The organism is Pseudomonas sp. N40(2020), from assembly GCF_014472415.1.
In the GTDB taxonomy this organism is placed as follows: Bacteria; Pseudomonadota; Gammaproteobacteria; order Pseudomonadales; family Pseudomonadaceae; genus Aquipseudomonas.
In genome coordinates, this window is record NZ_JACSZV010000016.1 from 98,009 (window position 1) to 116,084 (window position 18,076).

The 18,076-nt window shown below is 60.4% G+C and carries 15 protein-coding genes; 5 read left to right on the top strand and 10 right to left on the bottom strand.

Annotated features, from left to right (window positions below):
- Positions 1-73: 73 nt before the first annotated feature.
- Positions 74-2,680 (bottom strand): leucine--tRNA ligase, encoded by a 2,607-nt coding sequence (leuS, locus tag IAI51_RS12860; RefSeq protein ID WP_187678828.1) that lies wholly within the window; start codon positions 2,678-2,680, stop codon positions 74-76.
- 253 nt (positions 2,681-2,933) lie between these two features.
- Between leuS and IAI51_RS12865 the strand changes: the two genes are divergently transcribed.
- Together IAI51_RS12865 and IAI51_RS12870 are read left to right on the top strand one after the other, a co-directional pair.
- Positions 2,934-3,257, top strand: a complete 324-nt coding sequence (locus IAI51_RS12865; RefSeq protein WP_187678829.1) for a hypothetical protein — start codon at positions 2,934-2,936, stop codon at positions 3,255-3,257.
- A gap of 105 nt (positions 3,258-3,362) precedes the next feature.
- Entirely contained in the window at positions 3,363-4,124 is a 762-nt protein-coding gene (locus tag IAI51_RS12870) for a YdcF family protein (RefSeq protein WP_187678830.1), read from the top strand.
- 86 nt (positions 4,125-4,210) lie between these two features.
- Here the strand turns inward: IAI51_RS12870 and lnt are convergent, their stop codons facing one another.
- The 5 genes from lnt to miaB all read right to left on the bottom strand — a co-directional run bounded on the left by lnt (position 4,211) and on the right by miaB (position 9,564).
- On the bottom strand, positions 4,211-5,734 hold the full coding sequence (gene lnt, locus IAI51_RS12875) for an apolipoprotein N-acyltransferase (RefSeq protein WP_187678831.1): 1,524 nt from the start codon (positions 5,732-5,734) through the stop codon (positions 4,211-4,213).
- Between the two features lie 15 nt (positions 5,735-5,749).
- Positions 5,750-6,589 carry an HlyC/CorC family transporter gene (locus IAI51_RS12880; protein WP_187678832.1) on the bottom strand — a complete coding sequence of 280 codons (840 nt, stop codon included), beginning with the start codon at positions 6,587-6,589 and terminating at the stop codon, positions 5,750-5,752.
- Positions 6,590-6,594: 5 nt separating this feature from the next.
- A complete protein-coding gene (gene ybeY / locus IAI51_RS12885) occupies positions 6,595-7,089 on the bottom strand; it encodes an rRNA maturation RNase YbeY (RefSeq protein WP_187678833.1) in 495 nt (164 codons plus the stop codon).
- The gene (locus tag IAI51_RS12890; RefSeq protein ID WP_187678834.1) at positions 7,082-8,080 is read right to left on the bottom strand and encodes a PhoH family protein; all 999 of its coding nucleotides are present in this window, start codon (positions 8,078-8,080) and stop codon (positions 7,082-7,084) included. Before IAI51_RS12890 ends, ybeY begins: the two co-directional genes overlap by 8 nt.
- A 155-nt stretch (positions 8,081-8,235) precedes the next feature.
- A complete protein-coding gene (gene miaB, locus IAI51_RS12895; RefSeq protein ID WP_095190302.1) occupies positions 8,236-9,564 on the bottom strand; it encodes a tRNA (N6-isopentenyl adenosine(37)-C2)-methylthiotransferase MiaB in 1,329 nt (442 codons plus the stop codon).
- A gap of 133 nt (positions 9,565-9,697) precedes the next feature.
- On the opposite strand from miaB, the gene IAI51_RS12900 reads away from it, so the two are divergent.
- Positions 9,698-10,027 carry a DUF1820 family protein gene (locus IAI51_RS12900; RefSeq protein WP_003185742.1) on the top strand — a complete coding sequence of 110 codons (330 nt, stop codon included), beginning with the start codon at positions 9,698-9,700 and terminating at the stop codon, positions 10,025-10,027.
- A 54-nt stretch (positions 10,028-10,081) separates the two neighbouring features.
- On the opposite strand, the gene IAI51_RS12905 is transcribed toward IAI51_RS12900, so the two are convergent.
- From IAI51_RS12905 to IAI51_RS12920, 4 genes are all read right to left on the bottom strand, one after another.
- The gene (locus IAI51_RS12905) at positions 10,082-10,636 is read right to left on the bottom strand and encodes a tetratricopeptide repeat protein (protein WP_042561233.1); all 555 of its coding nucleotides are present in this window, start codon (positions 10,634-10,636) and stop codon (positions 10,082-10,084) included.
- Positions 10,637-10,861: 225 nt separating this feature from the next.
- Positions 10,862-12,145, bottom strand: a complete 1,284-nt coding sequence (gene hemL / locus IAI51_RS12910) for a glutamate-1-semialdehyde 2,1-aminomutase (RefSeq protein WP_187678835.1) — start codon at positions 12,143-12,145, stop codon at positions 10,862-10,864.
- A 15-nt stretch (positions 12,146-12,160) separates the two neighbouring features.
- Entirely contained in the window at positions 12,161-12,784 is a 624-nt protein-coding gene (thiE, locus tag IAI51_RS12915) for a thiamine phosphate synthase (protein WP_187678836.1), read from the bottom strand.
- Between the two features lie 18 nt (positions 12,785-12,802).
- A complete protein-coding gene (locus tag IAI51_RS12920) occupies positions 12,803-13,600 on the bottom strand; it encodes a hydroxymethylpyrimidine/phosphomethylpyrimidine kinase (RefSeq protein WP_047303578.1) in 798 nt (265 codons plus the stop codon).
- Positions 13,601-13,905: 305 nt separating this feature from the next.
- On the opposite strand from IAI51_RS12920, the gene IAI51_RS12925 reads away from it, so the two are divergent.
- Together IAI51_RS12925 and IAI51_RS12930 are read left to right on the top strand one after the other, a co-directional pair.
- Positions 13,906-16,260 (top strand): hybrid sensor histidine kinase/response regulator, encoded by a 2,355-nt coding sequence (locus IAI51_RS12925; protein WP_187678837.1) that lies wholly within the window; start codon positions 13,906-13,908, stop codon positions 16,258-16,260.
- A 94-nt stretch (positions 16,261-16,354) separates the two neighbouring features.
- Positions 16,355-18,004: an acyl-CoA dehydrogenase family protein gene (locus IAI51_RS12930; RefSeq protein WP_187678838.1), complete on the top strand. Its 1,650-nt coding sequence runs from the start codon at positions 16,355-16,357 to the stop codon at positions 18,002-18,004.
- The last annotated feature ends 72 nt before the right edge of the window (positions 18,005-18,076 follow it).

Below are 18,076 nucleotides of genomic sequence, written 5' to 3' on the forward strand. Positions count from 1 at the left end.
TGAAACCATGTGGGCCGTTCATGCGGCCCGAAAGGTTTTACTGGGCGCCAGGCACACCTGACGCCCGATCCAATTAGCTGGCGACGATATTGACCAGTTTCCCGGGCACTACGATCACTTTACGAATAGTCAGGCCATCGACGAACCGCAGCACGTTGTCGTTGGCACGAGCAGCGGCTTCGACTTCTTCGCGAGTCGCGCTGGCCGGCATTTCGATCTGACCGCGCAGCTTGCCGTTGACCTGGATGACCAGGGTCAGGCTGTCCTGCACCAGCGCAGTCTCGTCCACTGCTGGCCAGCCAGCGTCGATCACCGGATCGGCGTGGCCCAGTCGGCTCCACAGCTCATGGCTGATGTGCGGTGTGATCGGCGCCAGCAGCAACGTCACGGCTTCCAGACCTTCCTGCACCAGTGCGCGATCCTGTTCGGTGCCTTGCGCGGCTTTTTCCAGCACGTTCATCAGCGTCATCACCTGAGCGATGGCGGTGTTGAATTTGTGGTTCTGGCCGACGTCGTGGCTGGCCTGCTTGATGGCCAGGTGGATCGCACGGCGAACGGCTTTCTGCTCGTCGTTCAGGCCCGCAACATCCAGTTTGCCCGGCAGGCCCTGAGATACGTGGGCCTGCGCCAGACGCCAGACACGCTTGAGGAAACGGTGCGAACCCTCGACGCCGGAGTCGGACCATTCCGCGCTCATGTCAGGTGGCGAGGCGAACATCATGAACAGGCGGCAGGTGTCGGCACCGAACTGGTCGATCATCGACTGTGGGTCAACGCCGTTGTTCTTCGACTTGGCCATCTTCTCGGTGCCGCCGATTTCCACCGGCAGACCGTCGGCAATCAGCTTGGCGCTGATGACTTTGGCCTTGCTGTCACGTTCCAGTTCGACGTCCGCCGGGTTGAACCAGGTGTAGGCACCGTTGGCTTCGCGACGATAGTAAGTCTCGGCGATCACCATGCCCTGGGTCAGCAGATTCTTGAACGGCTCGTTGGAGCTCACCAGACCTTCGTCACGCATCAGCTTGTGGAAGAAGCGCGCGTAGAGCAGGTGCAGGATCGCGTGTTCGATACCGCCAATGTACTGATCAACCGGCAGCCAGTGGTCGGCCGCGGATTTTTCCACCAGGCCACCTTCAAAGTGCGGCGAGGCGTAGCGGGCGTAGTACCACGAGGACTCGACGAAGGTGTCCATGGTGTCGGTTTCACGCTTGGCAGGCTGGCCGCATTTCGGGCAGCTGCACTCGTAAAACTCGGGCATGCGTGCCAGCGGCGAACCGGCGCCGTCCGGCACCACGTCTTCCGGCAGTACGACTGGCAATTGGTCTTCCGGCACCGGCACGTCACCGCACGCATCGCAGTGGATGATCGGAATCGGGCAGCCCCAGTAGCGCTGACGGCTGATGCCCCAGTCGCGCAGACGGAACTGAGTGCGCGAAGCGCCCAGTTCTTTCTTGATCAGTGCGACTTCGATGGCGTCGAACGCGCCGGCGAAGTCCAGACCGTCGAACTCAGCGGAGTTGATCAGCGTGCCGTGCTCGCCGTAGGCGTCTTGCCACGGGGCCGGGTTGGTGTCGCCGGAGCTGGTACGCACCACCGATTTCACCGGCAGGTTGTACTTGTGGGCGAATTCGAAGTCGCGCTCGTCGTGAGCCGGCACAGCCATTACTGCGCCATCGCCGTAATGCATCAATACATAGTTGGCGACCCATACCGGGAGTTTTTCACCGGTCAGCGGGTGCTCGACGAACAGGCCGGTCGGCAGGCCTTTTTTCTCTTGAGTGGCCACGTCGGCTTCGGCAACGCTGCCGCCCTTGCATTCAGCGATGAACGCTTGCAGCTCAGGGTTGTTCTGCGCAGCCTGGGTGGCCAGCGGGTGTTCGGCGGCCACGGCGACGTAGGTCGCGCCCATCAGGGTGTCCGGACGGGTAGTGAAGACTTTCAGGGTGCCGGCTTCGCCGATGGAGTCGACGTTGTACGGGAACTGCACTTCCATGCCGCGGGATTTGCCGATCCAGTTGCGCTGCATGGTCTTGACCTGTTCAGGCCAGCCAGTCAGTTCATCGAGGCTCTCCAGCAGCTCATCCGCGTAAGCGGTGATCTTGAAGTAGTACATCGGGATTTCGCGCTTTTCGATCAGCGCGCCGGAACGCCAGCCGCGACCGTCGATCACCTGTTCGTTGGCCAGAACGGTCTGATCGATCGGGTCCCAGTTCACGGTGCCGTTTTTACGGTAGATCACGCCTTTTTCGAACAGGCGAGTGAACAGCCATTGTTCCCAACGGTAGTAATCCGGCTTGCAGGTGGTGACTTCGCGCGACCAGTCCACCGCCAGGCCCAGGCTGCGCAGCTGGGTTTTCATGTAGGCGATGTTTTCGTAGGTCCACTTGGCCGGCGCGACGTTGTTTTTCATCGCGGCGTTTTCTGCCGGCATGCCGAAGGCGTCCCAACCCATCGGTTGCAGAACGTTCTTGCCTTGCATGCGCTGATAGCGGGAGATCACGTCGCCGATGGTGTAGTTGCGCACGTGCCCCATGTGTAGCTTGCCGCTGGGGTAAGGGAACATCGACAGGCAGTAGAAAGTCTCCTTGCCTGGCTGTTCACTGACTTCAAAGGACTTTTGCTCGTCCCAGAACGACTGGGCGGCGGCTTCGATTTCACGGGGCTGATATTGTTCGTGCATGGCTACTTTTGTACTGGATATGGGTGGCCTAATCCTCTTCAACGCGGCATCGGGATGGCCCGGACGAGCTGGAAGTGGAATGACAGGAAGCGCCGTAGCATACATGACCGCGCTTGGCCTAGGGAAACCCTGATTACAGCTGTTTGGACCGGTAAATCCTTGGCGAGGGCCGTTGGTCGCGGCGTGTAGCCGGTTTGTGCAGCGAAGCTAAGCTCTAACTGGGGAGTGAGTCTTATCTTCAATGAGGTGAGGGATGGTGGAGCAACAGCAAAGAAGCGTCACGAAACCTGAGTTGTACGAACGGTTGATGGATCGTCTGGGGATGGCCCTGGATGCTGCAAAAACCGCTGATCGGCTGCGCGATGAGCGCCCCTTGGAACTGGAATTGCGTGGCTTGAGCCCCGCCGAGTTCAAACTGGTCAAGGCCTATCTGGATCGCAGTGAACGTGAAACGCACGGATGCTTGTCGCAAGCAGTGAAGCAGCTCGATGCAGCACATTCGGCCAAGGTCATCTGGCTCAAGGACAAGGCGCCCCGCAAAGACACCGTCAAGGTGCGTGCTTTGCAGGCCAAGTAAGCGCATGGCAGGTCAAGAAACGGATCTTTTTCAACAGGATCCCACCCTATCGGTTGTCGCGTTGGTTTAACCCACTTAGGCTTCGGGCATCTTTGGAGATGCCCGATGCCTTTTCGTTACTTCATCAAACAACTTTTGCTGCCGCCCGGCATTCTTTTACTGCTGTTGCTGGCTGCCTGGTGGCTGCGACGCTCACGGCCGCGCCTCGCTGGATTGTGTTTTGCCATTGGTTTTGGAGGGCTCTGGCTGATGAGTCTGCCGGTGGTCGTGCAGTGGGGCGCCAAGGCCCTTGAGCGCGAGCCGCCGCTGGCTCGCGAAGAGTGGGCGACGCTCGCGCAACGGGCCGATGCGATTGTAGTGCTGGGTTCCGGGCGTGAGCGCGGTGATCTGGCCTGGGGCGAGGATCAGCCGACCGGCGTGGGGCTGGAGCGTCAGCGCTATGCGGCACGGCTGGCCAAGGCGTCGGGATTGCCGATTCTGACCAGTGGCGGCTTGCATTACGGCACGCCGCCGACCGAGGCGAAATTGATGGCTGACTCGTTACTGGATGACTTCGGCGTGACTGTGCGCTGGCAAGAGGGTGAGAGCCGTACCACATGGGAAAACGCCAAATTCAGTGCTGATATGTTGTTGCCGCAGGGGATCAAGCGCGTGGTCGTGGTGACACAGGCCTGGCATATGCCGCGCTCGGTCTGGAGTTTCGAGAAGGCGGGATTTGAAGTGGTGCCGGCGCCAGTCGGGTTTCTCGGCACCGATAACGCCAGGCCATTTGGTGGCTGGCTGCCGGAGTTCAAGTCGATCTGGCAGAGCGGGCAGTTGCTCAATGAAGCGGTGGGGCAGGTGGGGTATTCGTTTTTCTATCGCTGAAGATCAAAGGATCGCAGCCTGCGGCAGCTCCTACACGGTGAACACATATACCGTGTAGGAGCTGCCGCAGGCTGCGATCTTTTGCTTTAGAGGGTTTTGGACATCCGGCTGGCCATCAGCGCCCAGCCAAACAGCAATACGCACAGGATGATCAACGGCCACGAACGCCATTGCAGATACGGCGTCAGGTTATGCATCGGTACCACTTCGCCGTACAAAATGCCTTGCTCGAACTGCGGAATCTGCTCGGTGATCTGCCCGAACGGGTTGATCAAACCGGTCACGCCATTGTTGGTCGCGCGGATCATCCAGCGACCCGCCTCAAGGGCGCGCATTTGCGCCATCTGCAAGTGTTGCAGTGGGCCGATCGAGGTGCCGAACCAAGTGTCGTTACTGATTGTCAGTAGCAGATCACTACGCGCCGACAGACTGGCGGCGAACTCCGGATAGACCACTTCGTAGCAAATGAACGGTGCGATCTGATACCCCTTGGCTTGCAACAGAGGTTGGTCCGCGGGGCCACGGGCAAAGTCGGACATCGGCAGGTCGAAGAACGCGATCAGTCCACGCAGGATGTCCTGCAATGGCACGTATTCACCGAACGGCACGAGTTTTTGCTTCAAGTAAGTGCCATCACCTTCGCCAACCACGGTAATACCGTTGTAGAAGCGTCTCTCGTGATGCACCGTTTGGCGAATGGGTACACCGGTAATCAAGGCCGATTTACGCTCGGCGGCGAAGGTCCCCATCATGCTCAGGTAACCCTCGGCGGATTCCTTGAGCACCGGCACGGCGGTTTCCGGCCAGATCAGCAGATCCACTGGTTTGGAGCGCAAACTCAGATCGCGGTACAACGCCAGCTGTGCGTTAAGTTCTGCCGGATCCCATTTCATGCTTTGTGCGACGTTGCCCTGAATCGCTGCGACGGTCAGCGGCGCGCCGGACGGACTGGTCCAGGCGTGACCCTTGAGCGCAATGCCCGCCACCCACGGCCCGACCAGCAACAGCAGGCCAACGGCAACAAAAGCCTTGCGACCGGTTTGCAGCAGGCGCGGCGCGTTGTAGATCAGCGCGCCAGTCAGCGCCAGAACGAACGACACCAGCCACATGCCACCGACCGGCGCCAGGCCGGACAGCGGCCCATCGAGCTGACTGTATCCGGAATACAGCCACGGAAAACCGGTAAGGAACCAGCCGCGAAACGCCTCCTGACCCACCCACAACGCAGCGAATGCCAGCGCATCGGCCAGCGGCGCTTCGTTGCGACGCAACCAGCGCGCCCAAATCCAGGCGGGCAGGGCGAAGAAGAACGCAATCGCTGCGGTAAACAGCAGCATCAGGAAACCGGCCAGCAACACCGAAGCGCCGCCGAAGTGGTGGATGCTGTAGTAAATCCAACTGGTGCCAGCGCCGAACAGGCCGAAACCGAAGCACCAGCCACGGCCCACCGCCTGACGCGGGCTCAGCTCGCGCAACCCGGCATAGAACAGGCCGACCGCCAGCAAGGCCAGCGGCCAGATATCGAACGGTGCCAGAGCGAGGGTGGTGATTGCACCGGCCGCCACGGCCAGCAGGTTACCGGGCCAGCCGGGGCGGGTTGTCCAGCGCATTTCTATCCTTAATGATTACCGAGCGATTGGCGAGAGTCGCAGCAAGTGAATCCGACGGCTGTCGGCGTTCAGAATGCGGAAACGATAGGCGCCGATTTCAGTGATTTCGTTACGTTTTGGCAAGTGCCCGAACGCGCTCATCACCAGGCCGCCGACGGTGTCGAATTCATCATCGGAGAACTCGCTGTCGAAGAACTCGTTGAAGTTCTCGATCGGCGTCAGGGCCTTGATCAGGAAGTCACCGCTGGGCAGCGGCTTGATGTAGCTGTCTTCTTCGACGTCGTGCTCGTCTTCGATGTCGCCGACGATTTGTTCCAGCACGTCTTCGATGGTCACCAGACCGGCCACGCCGCCGTATTCGTCAATGACGATGGCCATGTGGTTGTGGTTGGCGCGGAATTCACGCAGCAACACGTTCAGACGCTTGGACTCCGGCACGAACGTGGCCGGGCGCAGCAGGTCCTTGATGTTGAAGCTGTCGCCGTTCTCCTTGAGGATCAGCGGCAGCAGATCCTTGGCCAGCAGCACGCCCATCACGTCGTCATGGCTTTCGCCGATGACCGGGTAGCGCGAGTGGGCCGAGTCGACCACGGCGGGGAGGAATTCACGGGGTGTCTGGGTCGCCTTGATGCTGATCATCTGCGAGCGCGGCACCATGATGTCGCGTACTTGCAGGTCAGCTACCTGAATGGCGCCTTCGACGATGGCCAGCGCTTCGCTGTCCAGCAGCTTGTTTTGATGTGCATCGCGCAGCAGCTCAAGCAGCTCCTGACGGTTCTTCGGCTCGTGGGCAAAAGCCTGGGTCAGTTTACCCAGCCAAGACTTCTGCCCGTTGCTCGATCGATCTTCGCTCATAGCGATTACTCTGAATCCTTTGTTGTAACGATAGGGGATGGTTCGGTTTCGTCGTCCGCGTACGGATCGGGATAGCCCAGTTCAGCAAGCAACTCGCGTTCCAGTGCTTCCATTTCTTCGGCTTCTTCGTCATCTATATGGTCGTAACCGAGCAGATGCAAGCAGCCGTGAATGACCAGATGTGCCCAGTGGGCCTTTAGTTCCTTGCCTTGTTCAGCAGCTTCGCGCTCGACCACGGCCACGCAGATCACCAGATCGCCCAGCAGCGGGATATCGAGAAACTCGTCGGGCACTTCGGCGGGGAACGACAGGACGTTGGTCGCGTAGTCCTTTTGGCGCCAGGTGTGATTGAGTTCGCGGCCTTCTTCCTCGTCGACCAGACGAATGGTCATTTCCGAGTCAGCGGTGCGCTGGCGCAGGGCCAGTTCGCACCACAGGCGGAAGTCGACCTCACTCGGCGCGCTCGCGTCAGTCGCGATTTGCAGGTCTAGCTCAAGCATTTCGCGAGGTTTCCTTGGGTGCTTCGTCACGGTTTTCGAAGCGCTCGTAGGCTTCGACGATCCGCTGTACCAAAGGATGGCGCACGACGTCTTTAGGCTGGAAGTGAGTGAAGCTGATGCCCGGCACGTCTTTCAGCACCTCGATCACATGGTGCAGACCGGACTTGGTGCCTTTCGGCAAGTCGACCTGAGTAATGTCGCCGGTGATGACCGCAGTTGAGCCGAAGCCGATCCGGGTCAGGAACATCTTCATCTGTTCGACGGTGGTGTTCTGGCTTTCGTCGAGGATGATGAAGCTGTTGTTCAGTGTACGGCCACGCATGTAAGCCAGCGGCGCGACTTCGATCACCTGACGCTCGATCAGCTTGGCCACGTATTCGAAGCCGAGCATCTCGTAGAGCGCGTCGTAGAGCGGGCGCAGGTACGGGTCGATCTTCTGCGACAGGTCGCCGGGCAGGAAGCCGAGTTTTTCGCCCGCCTCAACTGCCGGACGCACCAGCAGGATGCGGCGGATTTGCTCGCGCTCCAGTGCATCAACCGCGCAGGCCACGGCCAGGTAGGTCTTGCCGGTACCGGCCGGGCCGATGCCGAAGTTGATGTCGTTGCCGAGGATTTCCTTCACATAGCGCAGTTGATTCAAGCCGCGAGGGCGAATCATGCCTTTCTTGGTGCGCAGGGCGACGGACGCTTCGGCGGGGGCGTGGTTGTCCAGTTCTACGACGGCCGATTCCTGGAGGAACAGGTGCACCATGTCAGGCGACAGCTCGGTACCCTTGGTTTCCCGGTACAAGCGGCGCAGCAGGTTTTCCGCAGAAGTGGTGTGCTTGGGGTCGCCGATCAGTTCGAACTGGTTTCCGCGATTGCGGATCTCGATGGTCAGGCGCTGTTCGATCAAGCGCAAATGCTCGTCGAATTGCCCGCACAGATTGGCGAAGCGGCCAGCCTCAAAGGGCTCGAGAATAAAACGATGTGGTTCTATGGGTGCGTTCAAGGTCGTATTTAGCCGCCCTGGGGCAATTAAGATGAAATCAAGGATAACGCCAGAGGCGTGGGTGCGAAAGCTCTTAAATATCGCAACGCGATTCCCGGGTCTGGCGCTGTCCCTGTAGGAGCGAGCAGGCTCGCTCCTACAGGGGAAATGCAGTGTTACTGAATCAGCGAGCCACGCAACGAATGCGGTTGCGCCGCGTCGATATGCACGTCGGCGAACTGGCCGATCAAGGTTGGATTGTCGCAGCGGAAGTTGACGATACGATTATTCTCGGTGCGCCCTTGCAGCTCGCCCGGGTCCTTCTTCGAATAATCGGTCACCAGAATCCGCTGGATCGAACCGACCATTTGTCGGCTGATCTCGAAACCTTGCTGATTCAAGCGGTGTTGCAGCGCGTTCAGACGTTCCTTTTTCAGCTCTTCCGGGGTGTCATCCGCCAGATCAGCGGCCGGTGTGCCCGGGCGCTGGCTGTAGACGAATGAGTAGGAAAAGTCGAAACCAACGTCGGCAATCAGCTTCATGGTCTGTTCGAAATCTTTCTCGGTTTCACCGGGGAAACCGACGATGAAATCCGAGCTGATGCAGATCCCCGGTACCGCCGCACGCAGTTTGCGCAGCTTGGATTTGTACTCCAGCGCCGTGTGGTTACGCTTCATCGCCGCCAGAATCCGGTCCGAACCCGATTGCACCGGCAAGTGCAGGTGTTTGACCAGTTCCGGCACGTCGGCGTGGGCCTGGATCAGGCTGTCGGAGAACTCCAGCGGGTGTGAGGTGGTGTAGCGAATGCGGTCGATGCCATCGACGGCGGCGACCACACGGATCAGCTCGGCGAGATCAGCCAGGCGACCATCATGGGTGGTGCCGCGATAGCCGTTGACGTTCTGCCCCAGCAAGGTCACTTCACGCACGCCGTTTTCGGCAAGGTGGATGATCTCGGCGATCACGTCGTCGAACGGCCGGCTGACTTCTTCGCCACGGGTGTAGGGCACCACGCAGAACGTGCAGTACTTGCTGCAGCCTTCCATCACCGACACGTAAGCGCTCGGGCCGTCGATACGCGGCTCGGGCAAGTGGTCGAATTTTTCGATTTCCGGGAACGAGACGTCGACTTGCGGCAGCTTGGTGCTGCGTGCGGCGTCGATCATCTCCGGCAGGCGGTGCAGCGTTTGCGGGCCGAAAACGACGTCGACATACGGGGCGCGATCGCGGATCGCCGCGCCTTCCTGGCTGGCTACGCAACCGCCGACGGCGATCACCATCTCCGGGTTGGCCAGCTTCAGTTCGCGCCAACGGCCGAGCTGCGAGTACACCCGATCCTGGGCGCGCTCGCGGATTGAGCAGGTGTTGAGCAGAATCACGTCGGCGTCTTCCGCGCGAGCGGTGACTTCCAGGGCCTGATGTTCGCCCAGCAGATCGACCATGCGCGAGCTGTCGTACTCGTTCATCTGGCAACCGTGGGTTTCGATGTAAAGCTTCTTGGCCATGGATTTTGGTCGTCACGTGATTCAAAGAACCGCGCATTATAGGGAACATGCCCTCAGGTTCCTACCGCTGTGCGTCCAGTGGCTATGCTATAGTTCGCGCCCTCATTTTTATCCCCGATGTTGTCCGCCCGCCATGACCAAACGCGAAGCTCCAATCTACAAGGTGATTTTCCTCAACCAGGGCCAGGTGTTCGAAATGTACGCCAAGCAGATCTATCAAAGTGATCTGTGGGGCTTTCTGGAAGTGGAAGAGTTCGTCTTTGGCGAGCGCACGCAAGTGGTCGTCGATCCGAGCGAAGAAAAGCTCAAGGCGCAGTTTGAAGGCGTGGTGCGCAGCTTTGTGCCGATGCATTCGATCGTGCGTATCGACGAAGTCGAGCGTCTGGGCACGCCGAAAATCAGCGAAGCCCGCGGCGCGGTCGGCAATGTGATGCCGTTTCCGATGCCGATGCCTGAGAAGTAACAGCTAATTCTGGATGCTGATCGTTCCCACGCTCTGCGTGGGAACTATCGCTGATCAGGGCAGTGGTGAGAACGGCGTGCGCCCATCGGCGCTCTGCAGTTCCATCAGGTATTTACGGAAAATTTGCCCGAGCACCTGCGTAGCGGTTTCGAGATCTTCGCGGGACATTTTTTCGGAGACTTCGTCGGCCGTGTCCAGTGCCTCTTCGGCGCCGTTGACCGCCGCCATCTTCAGCACGATGTACGCCTGAATATTGTTGGCCTGTACGCCTTCACCGTGGAAGAACATGGTGCCGAGCTTGAATTGCGCCTGAGCGTGGCCTTGCAACGAGGCTTTTTCGAAATAGCTCAGGGCTTGATTGAGGTCGCGCGGCGCATTCTTGCCGTCGTAGTAGAACTCACCCAACTCGTATTGCGCTTGCGCATCCCCTTCGTCCGCCGCTTTCTGGCAGGCGGCCAGTGCCTGCGTGACGTCTTGCGGCTGAGTATTGAGGGTGCAACGACCCATCGCCGGGATCAACAACGAGTTGCCGCCTGCTTGTGCATGCGCGAGCAGGGGCTGAAGGAGCAACAGGCAGCCCAAGGCAAGGGTGCGGCCGGTGCGGTTCATGGGAATCGACTTACCTCTGAAGGGCACGCGGACCCATCGAGGGATCCAATAAGCGCGCATTATGAAATAAGCAGGGCCAACCTTACAAAGTCTTTACTCGTTTTTCTGCTGCGCGGGGAATATATCGCCCACTTTACGGGTGAATTCTGGCAGGTGCGTCGGAAAAACCGGGTGGATGTAGGTGAAAGCTGACGTCGGCGATAGCCAACGTCAGCGGTGCGGCGATTACTTCAGTGCAGCGAAGGCGCGTTCGGCAGCGTCCAGGGTCAGTTTCAACTCGGCTTCGCCATGCGCGATCGAGGTGAAACCGGCTTCGAATGCGCTCGGCGCCAGGTACACGCCACCTTCCAGCATCAGGTGGAAGAAGCGACCGAACAGCGCTGCGTCGCTGGCCATCACGTCTTCAAAAGTGACGATGTCGTCAGCGCCGCTGAAGTACAGGCCGAACATGCCGCCTGCCTGCGTGGTCACGAAGGGAATCCCCGCGGCATCGGCGCGCTGTTGCAGACCGTCGAGCAGGCGTGTGGTGTAGTCGGTTAGTTCGTCGTGGAAACCCGGACGGCTGATCAGGCGCAGAGTGGTCAGGCCGGCGGCCATGGCCAACGGGTTACCCGACAAGGTGCCCGCCTGATACACCGGGCCCAGCGGCGCGATGCGCTCCATGATTTCACGCTTGCCACCGAAGCAGCCGACCGGCATGCCGCCGCCAATGATTTTGCCGAACGTGGTCAGGTCCGGGGTCACGCCGTAGTAGGCCTGAGCGCCGCCGAGGGCGACGCGGAAACCGGTCATCACTTCGTCGAAAATCAGCACCACGCCGTGCTTGTCGCAGAGTGTGCGCAGGCCCTCAAGGAAACCCGGTGCCGGCGGTACGCAGTTCATGTTGCCGGCCACTGGCTCGACGATGATGCAGGCGACGTCCCGACCGACTTCTGCGAGCATTGTTTCCACCGCGTCGATGTCGTTGAACGGCAGGGTCAGGGTGTGTTTGGCAAACGCCGCTGGCACGCCAGCCGAACTCGGTACGCCTTGGGTCAGTGCGCCGGAACCGGCCTTGACCAGCAGGCTGTCGGAGTGGCCGTGGTAGCAGCCTTCGAACTTGATGATGCTGTCACGACCGGTGTAACCGCGGGCCAGACGGATCGCGCTCATGGTCGCTTCGGTGCCGGAGCTGACCATGCGCACCATGTCCATCGATGGCACCAGCGAGCAGACCAGATCGGCCATCTCGGTTTCCATCGCGGTCGGCGCGCCGTAAGACAAGCCGTGTTGCAGTTGATTGCGCACTGCGTCCAGAACGTCCGGGTGGCTGTGGCCAAGGATCATCGGCCCCCACGAACCCACGTAATCGACATAACGCTTGTCGTCTTCGTCGGTGACGTAGGCGCCTTCGGCGTGTTTGAAGAACAGCGGCGTGCCGCCAACGCTCTTGAACGCGCGAACCGGCGAGTTCACGCCACCGGGGATGTGTTTCTGGGCATTGGCAAACAGGGTTTCGGAACGAGACATGATCGGGCTCTCAAATCAGACTTTCAGTAATTCGTTGAAGGCGCGGGCGCGGCGGGTCACTTCGGCGGTGGTTTCAGCGCCGAACAGGCCGTGGACGACGGCCAGCAGGTCGACACCATGGGCCACCAACGGCGCGGCGTTGTCGAGGGTGATGCCGCCGATCGCGCAGATCGGCAAATGCAGTTTGCGGCGGGCTTCGTCGAGCAGGTCGAGGCTGCAGGTCGGCGCGCCGGGTTTGGTGTTGGAGTTGAAGAAGCGACCGAAGGCGACGTAGCTCGCACCTTCTTTGGCAGCTTGTTCGGCCAGTTCGATCTGCGCGTGGCAGGTCGAGCCTATGATCGCTTTCGAGCCGAGCAGGGCGCGGGTCGGCGACAGCGGGCCGTCGGTCTGGCCCAGATGCACGCCGACGTTCAGGCGTGCAGCCAGTTCGGCGTCATCGTTGATGATCAACTGCGTCTTGTAGCGCGCACACAAATCGCGCAGCGCTTCGGCCTCGCGCAGACGCCGGGCCTCGTCGCTGCTCTTGTCGCGGTATTGCAGCAGGGTGACGCCGCCTTCCAGCGCCGCCTCCACGTACGACAGGAATTTGCCGGCCAGCAACTGGCTGTCGGTGATGGCGTACAGGCCACGTAGTTTCATCAGGCAGACCTCACGACGTTACGAGCAGAAATCCAGCGGCAGGCGACGCGGTACAAACTGGCCTTTGCCCAGTTGTTCGGCATCGCGCAGGGTGCGCCAGGTGTAATCCAATGCACTGCGTACCGCGCTGGCGAGATTCTCGCCTTGGGCCAGTCGGCCAGCCAAAGCGCTGGCCAAGGTGCAACCGGAGCCGTGATAACTGCCCGGCAAACGCTGGCAATAGAAGGTTTCACGCAGGCCGTCGCGGCTGTACAGGCGGTTGTGGATTTCAGTTTCGTCGCCATGACCGCCGGTGATCAGCAGGTTTTTGACGAACGGCAAAAGTTTTTCAGCGCACTCGTCCGCTGTGCCTTCGGGCAGTTCGGCGAGGATGCGGGCTTCGGGAAGGTTGGGGGTGGCAATGATTGATAGCGGCAGCAGACGCTCACGCATCGCATAGCCGACTTCGTCCTTGCCCAGGCGTCCGCCGCCGCCGGCGCGCAGCACCGGGTCGCAGACCACCGGCAAATGCGGGTGCGCCGAAAGCAGTTCGACAACGGTGTCGACCATTTCCAGCGAACCGAGCATGCCCAGTTTGACCGCTGCGACTTCGGAGTCGTTGAGCACGGCATTGGCCTGAGCCAATACCCACTCACGGTCGAGGACGCGGAAATCAGTGACGTTGACGGTGTCTTGCACGGTCAGTGCGGTGACGGCCGGAGCCGCATGGCAACCCTGCGCGAGCAAGGCTTCTATATCTGCCTGCAAGCCGGCGCCACCACTGGGGTCGTGGCCGGAGAGACAGAGGACAACGGGGCGGGAGCTGTAGATATTCATGGTGCGCGAGCTTACCACCAAACCTGATTTTTCGGTTCAGTGCCGTTGTGCCTGGCGGATAACCCGGTCAGAGAATGCTGACCGGTTTGTCACAACCTGACCAACTCAACAGCTCTAGCTCGGTGCTTTGCTCTGAAACGCCCGTTCTAGAGCCTTTGTAGGAAAAATTTCGATGGTGTTCAATGGCCATCAACGGCTATGCTAGTCTGGATCCAAACCAATAACAGGTAATACCGGTTTTACGTCTACTCAAAGGGAATGGGGGGGCTTCCTGACACAACCGGACGAGCCACGCTGGGGCTTCAATGCGCTATTTGCTGATGTTGTTGTTCTGCTTGCCCCTCATGGCGAGCGCCGTCGAATTTGACGAATTCACCCAGAGCCTCCCTCTGGGCCGGTCGCTGCAAGTGTTCGAAGACCCGAGCGGTCAGGCGAACATTGCCGACGTCCGCGCGCAGGCCGTCGCCGGCAATTTCAAAGCCCACGATAAAGCCACGCTCAATGCCGGGTACTCGCGTTCGGCGTTCTGGCTGAAGATCGATCTGCATTACCGCCCGAGCAATCCCGCTGCACAGCGCTCCTGGCTGCTGGAACTGGCTTATCCACCGCTCGATCATCTCGACCTTTATATGGCCGATGCCAATGGCGACTATCGCCTGATCCGGCAAACCGGCGACGCCTTGCCGTTCGCCAGTCGCGAGATCCGCCAGAACAATTACCTGTTCAACCTGGCCGTCAAACCGGATCAACAACAAACCCTTTACTTGCGACTGGCCAGTGAAGGCTCGATCCAGGCGCCGGTGACGTTGTGGTCGAGCACTGCGTATCTCGAAGATCAGCCAGTGCGCCTGTATGTGCTGGGCATCATTTATGGCGTGCTGCTGGGAATGCTGGTTTACAACCTGTTCATCTTCCTCAGCGTGCGCGACACCAGCTACCTCTATTACATCTTCTACATTGGCTCGTTCGGCCTCTATCAACTGTCGGTGAACGGCGCGGCGGTCGAGTATTTCTGGCCGGACAATCCGTGGTGGGCCAACGCGGCAACGCCGTTCTTTATCGGTTGCGCGGGCCTGTTCGGTAGCCAGTTCGCCCGCAGCTTCTTGCAGACCAAGACCCACAGCCGCTGGCTCGACCGTTTGCTGATCGCCCTGATTGCATTCGGTGCGTTGGTAGTCGGTTTGTCGCTGATGACCAGTTACGCCCTGGCCCTGCGCCTGGCGACGACGCTGGCGCTGACCTTCACGGTGGTGATTTTTGCGGCGGGGATTCTCGCCTGGTGGCGTGGCTTGCGCGTGGCGCGCTATTTCATCATTGCATGGTCGGCGTTCCTGCTCGGCGGCGTCATCAATACGCTGATGGTGTTGGGCCTGCTGCCAAACGTGTTCCTGACGATGTACGCCAGCCAGATCGGTTCGGCGATCGAAGTGGCTTTGTTGTCGCTGGCCTTGGCTGACCGCATCAACGCGATGCGCGAGCAGCAGGCGCAGACGCTGTTTGATGCCGGGCAGAAACTTGAAGTGCTCAACCAGCAACTGGCCCACAGCAACAAGCTCAAGGACGAATTTCTCGCGACCCTGACCCACGAACTGCGCACGCCGATGAACGGTGTGATCGGTTCGCTGGAACTGATGCAGACCGTCGATCTGGATCCCGAGCTTGAGCAATATCACCAGACCGCCGCCGGCTCCGCCCGGGACATGATGCGCATGGTCAACGGCATCCTCACCCTCACCGAATTGCAGGCCGGCAGGCTCAAGGCGACGTCGGGCAGTTTCAGCCTGCGGGGTGTGGTTGAAGGGTTGCGCGCTCAGTTCGAAGGCAACGCGGCAAGCAAGTCGCTGGACTTCAAGGTTGACGTGTTGCCGATCCTGCCGGATCGCCTGCACGGCGACAGCGCGAAACTGGCGCAATGCCTGGAATGCCTGCTGGATAACGCGATCAAGTTCACCCGTGTCGGTGGGCTGGCGCTGCGGGTCACCGGCAAGCCGTCGACGGACAATCGATTGGCGCTGTCATTTGCTGTGATCGACACCGGCATCGGTTTTACCGATCTGGGCGAGGCGACGATGTACCAGCGCTTCTTCCAGCTCGACGGTTCGATGACCCGTGAGTACGGTGGATTGGGAGTAGGGCTGGCGATCTGCCGACAACTGGTCGAACTGCTTGGCGGCAAGCTCACCCATCGCTCTGAACCCGGAAGTGGCAGTCGCTTTCAGCTGGACGTGGAGTTCGAATTGCCGGTGGTCGAGCCGGCGCCGACCCCTGCGAATGTGCGCGATTGCGTCCGTGCCCCGCAGGACTGCACGGTGCTATTGGTCGACAACAACACCGTCAATCAACTGGTCATGCGCGGCATGCTGCTCAAACTCGGCTTCCGCGTGCGTACCGCTGAAAACGGCGCAGCAGCGCTCGATTGCCTGCAGCGCGAAATTGTTGATGCGGTCTTGATCGATTGCCAGTTGCCCGCCCATGACGGCGCGTCGTTGTGCTGTCAGATCCACGCCTTGCCGGGTTGCGCCCACTTGCCGGTGTTCATGCTGGCGTTGAGCGCGGATCGCGAGGTTTGCGCCACGGATGCAGTGATCGACTACCTGAACAAACCGGTGAAATTCGAAGATTTGCAGTCTGCGCTGGAGCGACGGGTGCTCTGCTGTTGATAGGGTAAAAGCGCCGCAAATTCGGCGGATATGACACTTTGTTCGGCGTTTGGGCGGTGCTTAACTGACCTTCTCGCTGAAAAAGGAACCCGTCATGAACCTGCATCAGTTTGCCGAAACCCACGAGGTCACCAACCAGCCGCCGTCGCTGGACGGCACCAACCTCTATCGCATCGACCTGCCGTTGCAGGAGTGGTCGCGCAGGTTCGGCGCCGGTTGGGCCGAGTCGCGGATTGATGCCTACGGCGCACTGGCCGGCGGGCCGCTGATGGAGGCCGGGTTCCTCGCCAATCAGAACAAACCGGCGTTTGCCAGCCATGACCGCTACGGTCATCGCATCGATCTGGTGGAATTTCATCCTGCTTATCACCAACTGATGCGCACGGCAGTCGAGCATGGCCTGACCTCGCTGCCTTGGGCGCAACCGCAGGACGGCGCGCATGTCGCCCGTGCTTCCATGACCTATCTGCACAGCCAGGCCGAGGCCGGCAGCGGTTGCCCGCTGACCATGACCTTCGCCAGCGTCCCGGCGCTGCGCCTGCAAACTGATCTGGCCGAGCAATGGTTGCCTAAAGTCCTCGCCACCGAATACGACCCGCGCAATGTCGGCATGGCGCACAAGGCCGGTGTCACCATCGGCATGGCCATGACCGAGAAACAGGGCGGCACCGACGTGCGCGCCAACACCACCAAGGCCTATCCGGTCGGCGCCAGCGGTCCGGGCCAGGCTTATGAACTGGTTGGGCACAAGTGGTTCTGTTCGGCGCCGATGTGCGATGCGTTTCTCACGCTGGCGCAGACCGACAAGGGCCTGACCTGTTTCCTGCTGCCGCGCCATCGCCCGGACGACACGCGCAATCAGTTCTACATCCAACGCCTGAAAAACAAACTCGGCAACCAGTCCAACGCCTCCAGCGAAGTGGAATTTCGCGGGGCGCTGGCGTGGATGGTCGGCGAAGAGGGGCGCGGCGTGCCGACCATCATTGAAATGGTGGCGATGACCCGTTTCGATTGCATGGTCGGCTCCAGTTCGCTGATGCGTCAGGCGCTGACCCAGGCCAGCCACCACTGCGCGCACCGCAAGGTCGGCGGCAAGTTGCTCAGCGAACAACCGTTGATGCAGAACGTGCTGGCCGATCTGGCGCTGGAAAGCGAAGCCGCGCTGGCCCTGAGCCTGCGCATGGGCAAGGCGCTGGATCATTTGGACGATCGCCACGAAGCGCAGTTCGCCCGGTTGGTGACGGCGGTGGGCAAATACTGGATCTGCAAACGCGCGCCGGCAATGATCAATGAAGCGGCGGAATGCATGGGCGGCGCCGGGTATGTCGAGGACAGCATACTGCCGCGTCTGTACCGCGAGGCGCCGGTCAACTCGACGTGGGAAGGCTCGGGCAACGTGCAGTGCCTCGACGTGTTGCGCGCGCTGTCGAAAGAGCCGGGTGTGCTGGACGTGCTGTTCAGTGAACTGGGTGACGGCCATGGCGATAGACGGTTGGCTGCGCATATCCAGCAGTTGCAGGCGCAGTTCAAGGACACCGGCGACATTCAGTATCGGGCGCGGCAGTTGACCGAAGACATTGCCCTTGGCTTGCAGGCCAAGCTGTTGCTGGAGGCGGGGAATTCAGCGGTGAGCGATGCGTTTATTGCCAGTCGGTTGAGTGGTAGCGGCCGTGTGTATGGTGCGTTGCCGCGTGGGCTTGATGTCGAAGCCATCGTTGCCCGCTCGACCCCGCAAGGCTTCTGACCCCATACAAGTCCCCTGTAGGAGCTGCCGAAGGCTGCGATCTTTTGATCTTGCTGTTTATAAGATCAAAAG

What these genes read in the sequence shown, in the direction of transcription:
- leuS (WP_187678828.1), bottom strand. Translation starts at nt 2,680, where the DNA reads ATGCACGAACAATATCAGCCCCGTGAAATCGAAGCCGCCGCCCAGTCG.
- IAI51_RS12865 (WP_187678829.1), top strand. Translation starts at nt 2,934, where the DNA reads ATGGTGGAGCAACAGCAAAGAAGCGTCACGAAACCTGAGTTGTACGAA.
- IAI51_RS12870 (WP_187678830.1), top strand. Translation starts at nt 3,363, where the DNA reads ATGCCTTTTCGTTACTTCATCAAACAACTTTTGCTGCCGCCCGGCATT.
- lnt (WP_187678831.1), bottom strand. Translation starts at nt 5,734, where the DNA reads ATGCGCTGGACAACCCGCCCCGGCTGGCCCGGTAACCTGCTGGCCGTG.
- IAI51_RS12880 (WP_187678832.1), bottom strand. Translation starts at nt 6,589, where the DNA reads ATGAGCGAAGATCGATCGAGCAACGGGCAGAAGTCTTGGCTGGGTAAA.
- ybeY (WP_187678833.1), bottom strand. Translation starts at nt 7,089, where the DNA reads ATGCTTGAGCTAGACCTGCAAATCGCGACTGACGCGAGCGCGCCGAGT.
- miaB (WP_095190302.1), bottom strand. Translation starts at nt 9,564, where the DNA reads ATGGCCAAGAAGCTTTACATCGAAACCCACGGTTGCCAGATGAACGAG.
- IAI51_RS12900 (WP_003185742.1), top strand. Translation starts at nt 9,698, where the DNA reads ATGACCAAACGCGAAGCTCCAATCTACAAGGTGATTTTCCTCAACCAG.
- IAI51_RS12905 (WP_042561233.1), bottom strand. Translation starts at nt 10,636, where the DNA reads ATGAACCGCACCGGCCGCACCCTTGCCTTGGGCTGCCTGTTGCTCCTT.
- hemL (WP_187678835.1), bottom strand. Translation starts at nt 12,145, where the DNA reads ATGTCTCGTTCCGAAACCCTGTTTGCCAATGCCCAGAAACACATCCCC.
- thiE (WP_187678836.1), bottom strand. Translation starts at nt 12,784, where the DNA reads ATGAAACTACGTGGCCTGTACGCCATCACCGACAGCCAGTTGCTGGCC.
- IAI51_RS12920 (WP_047303578.1), bottom strand. Translation starts at nt 13,600, where the DNA reads ATGAATATCTACAGCTCCCGCCCCGTTGTCCTCTGTCTCTCCGGCCAC.
- IAI51_RS12925 (WP_187678837.1), top strand. Translation starts at nt 13,906, where the DNA reads ATGCGCTATTTGCTGATGTTGTTGTTCTGCTTGCCCCTCATGGCGAGC.
- IAI51_RS12930 (WP_187678838.1), top strand. Translation starts at nt 16,355, where the DNA reads ATGAACCTGCATCAGTTTGCCGAAACCCACGAGGTCACCAACCAGCCG.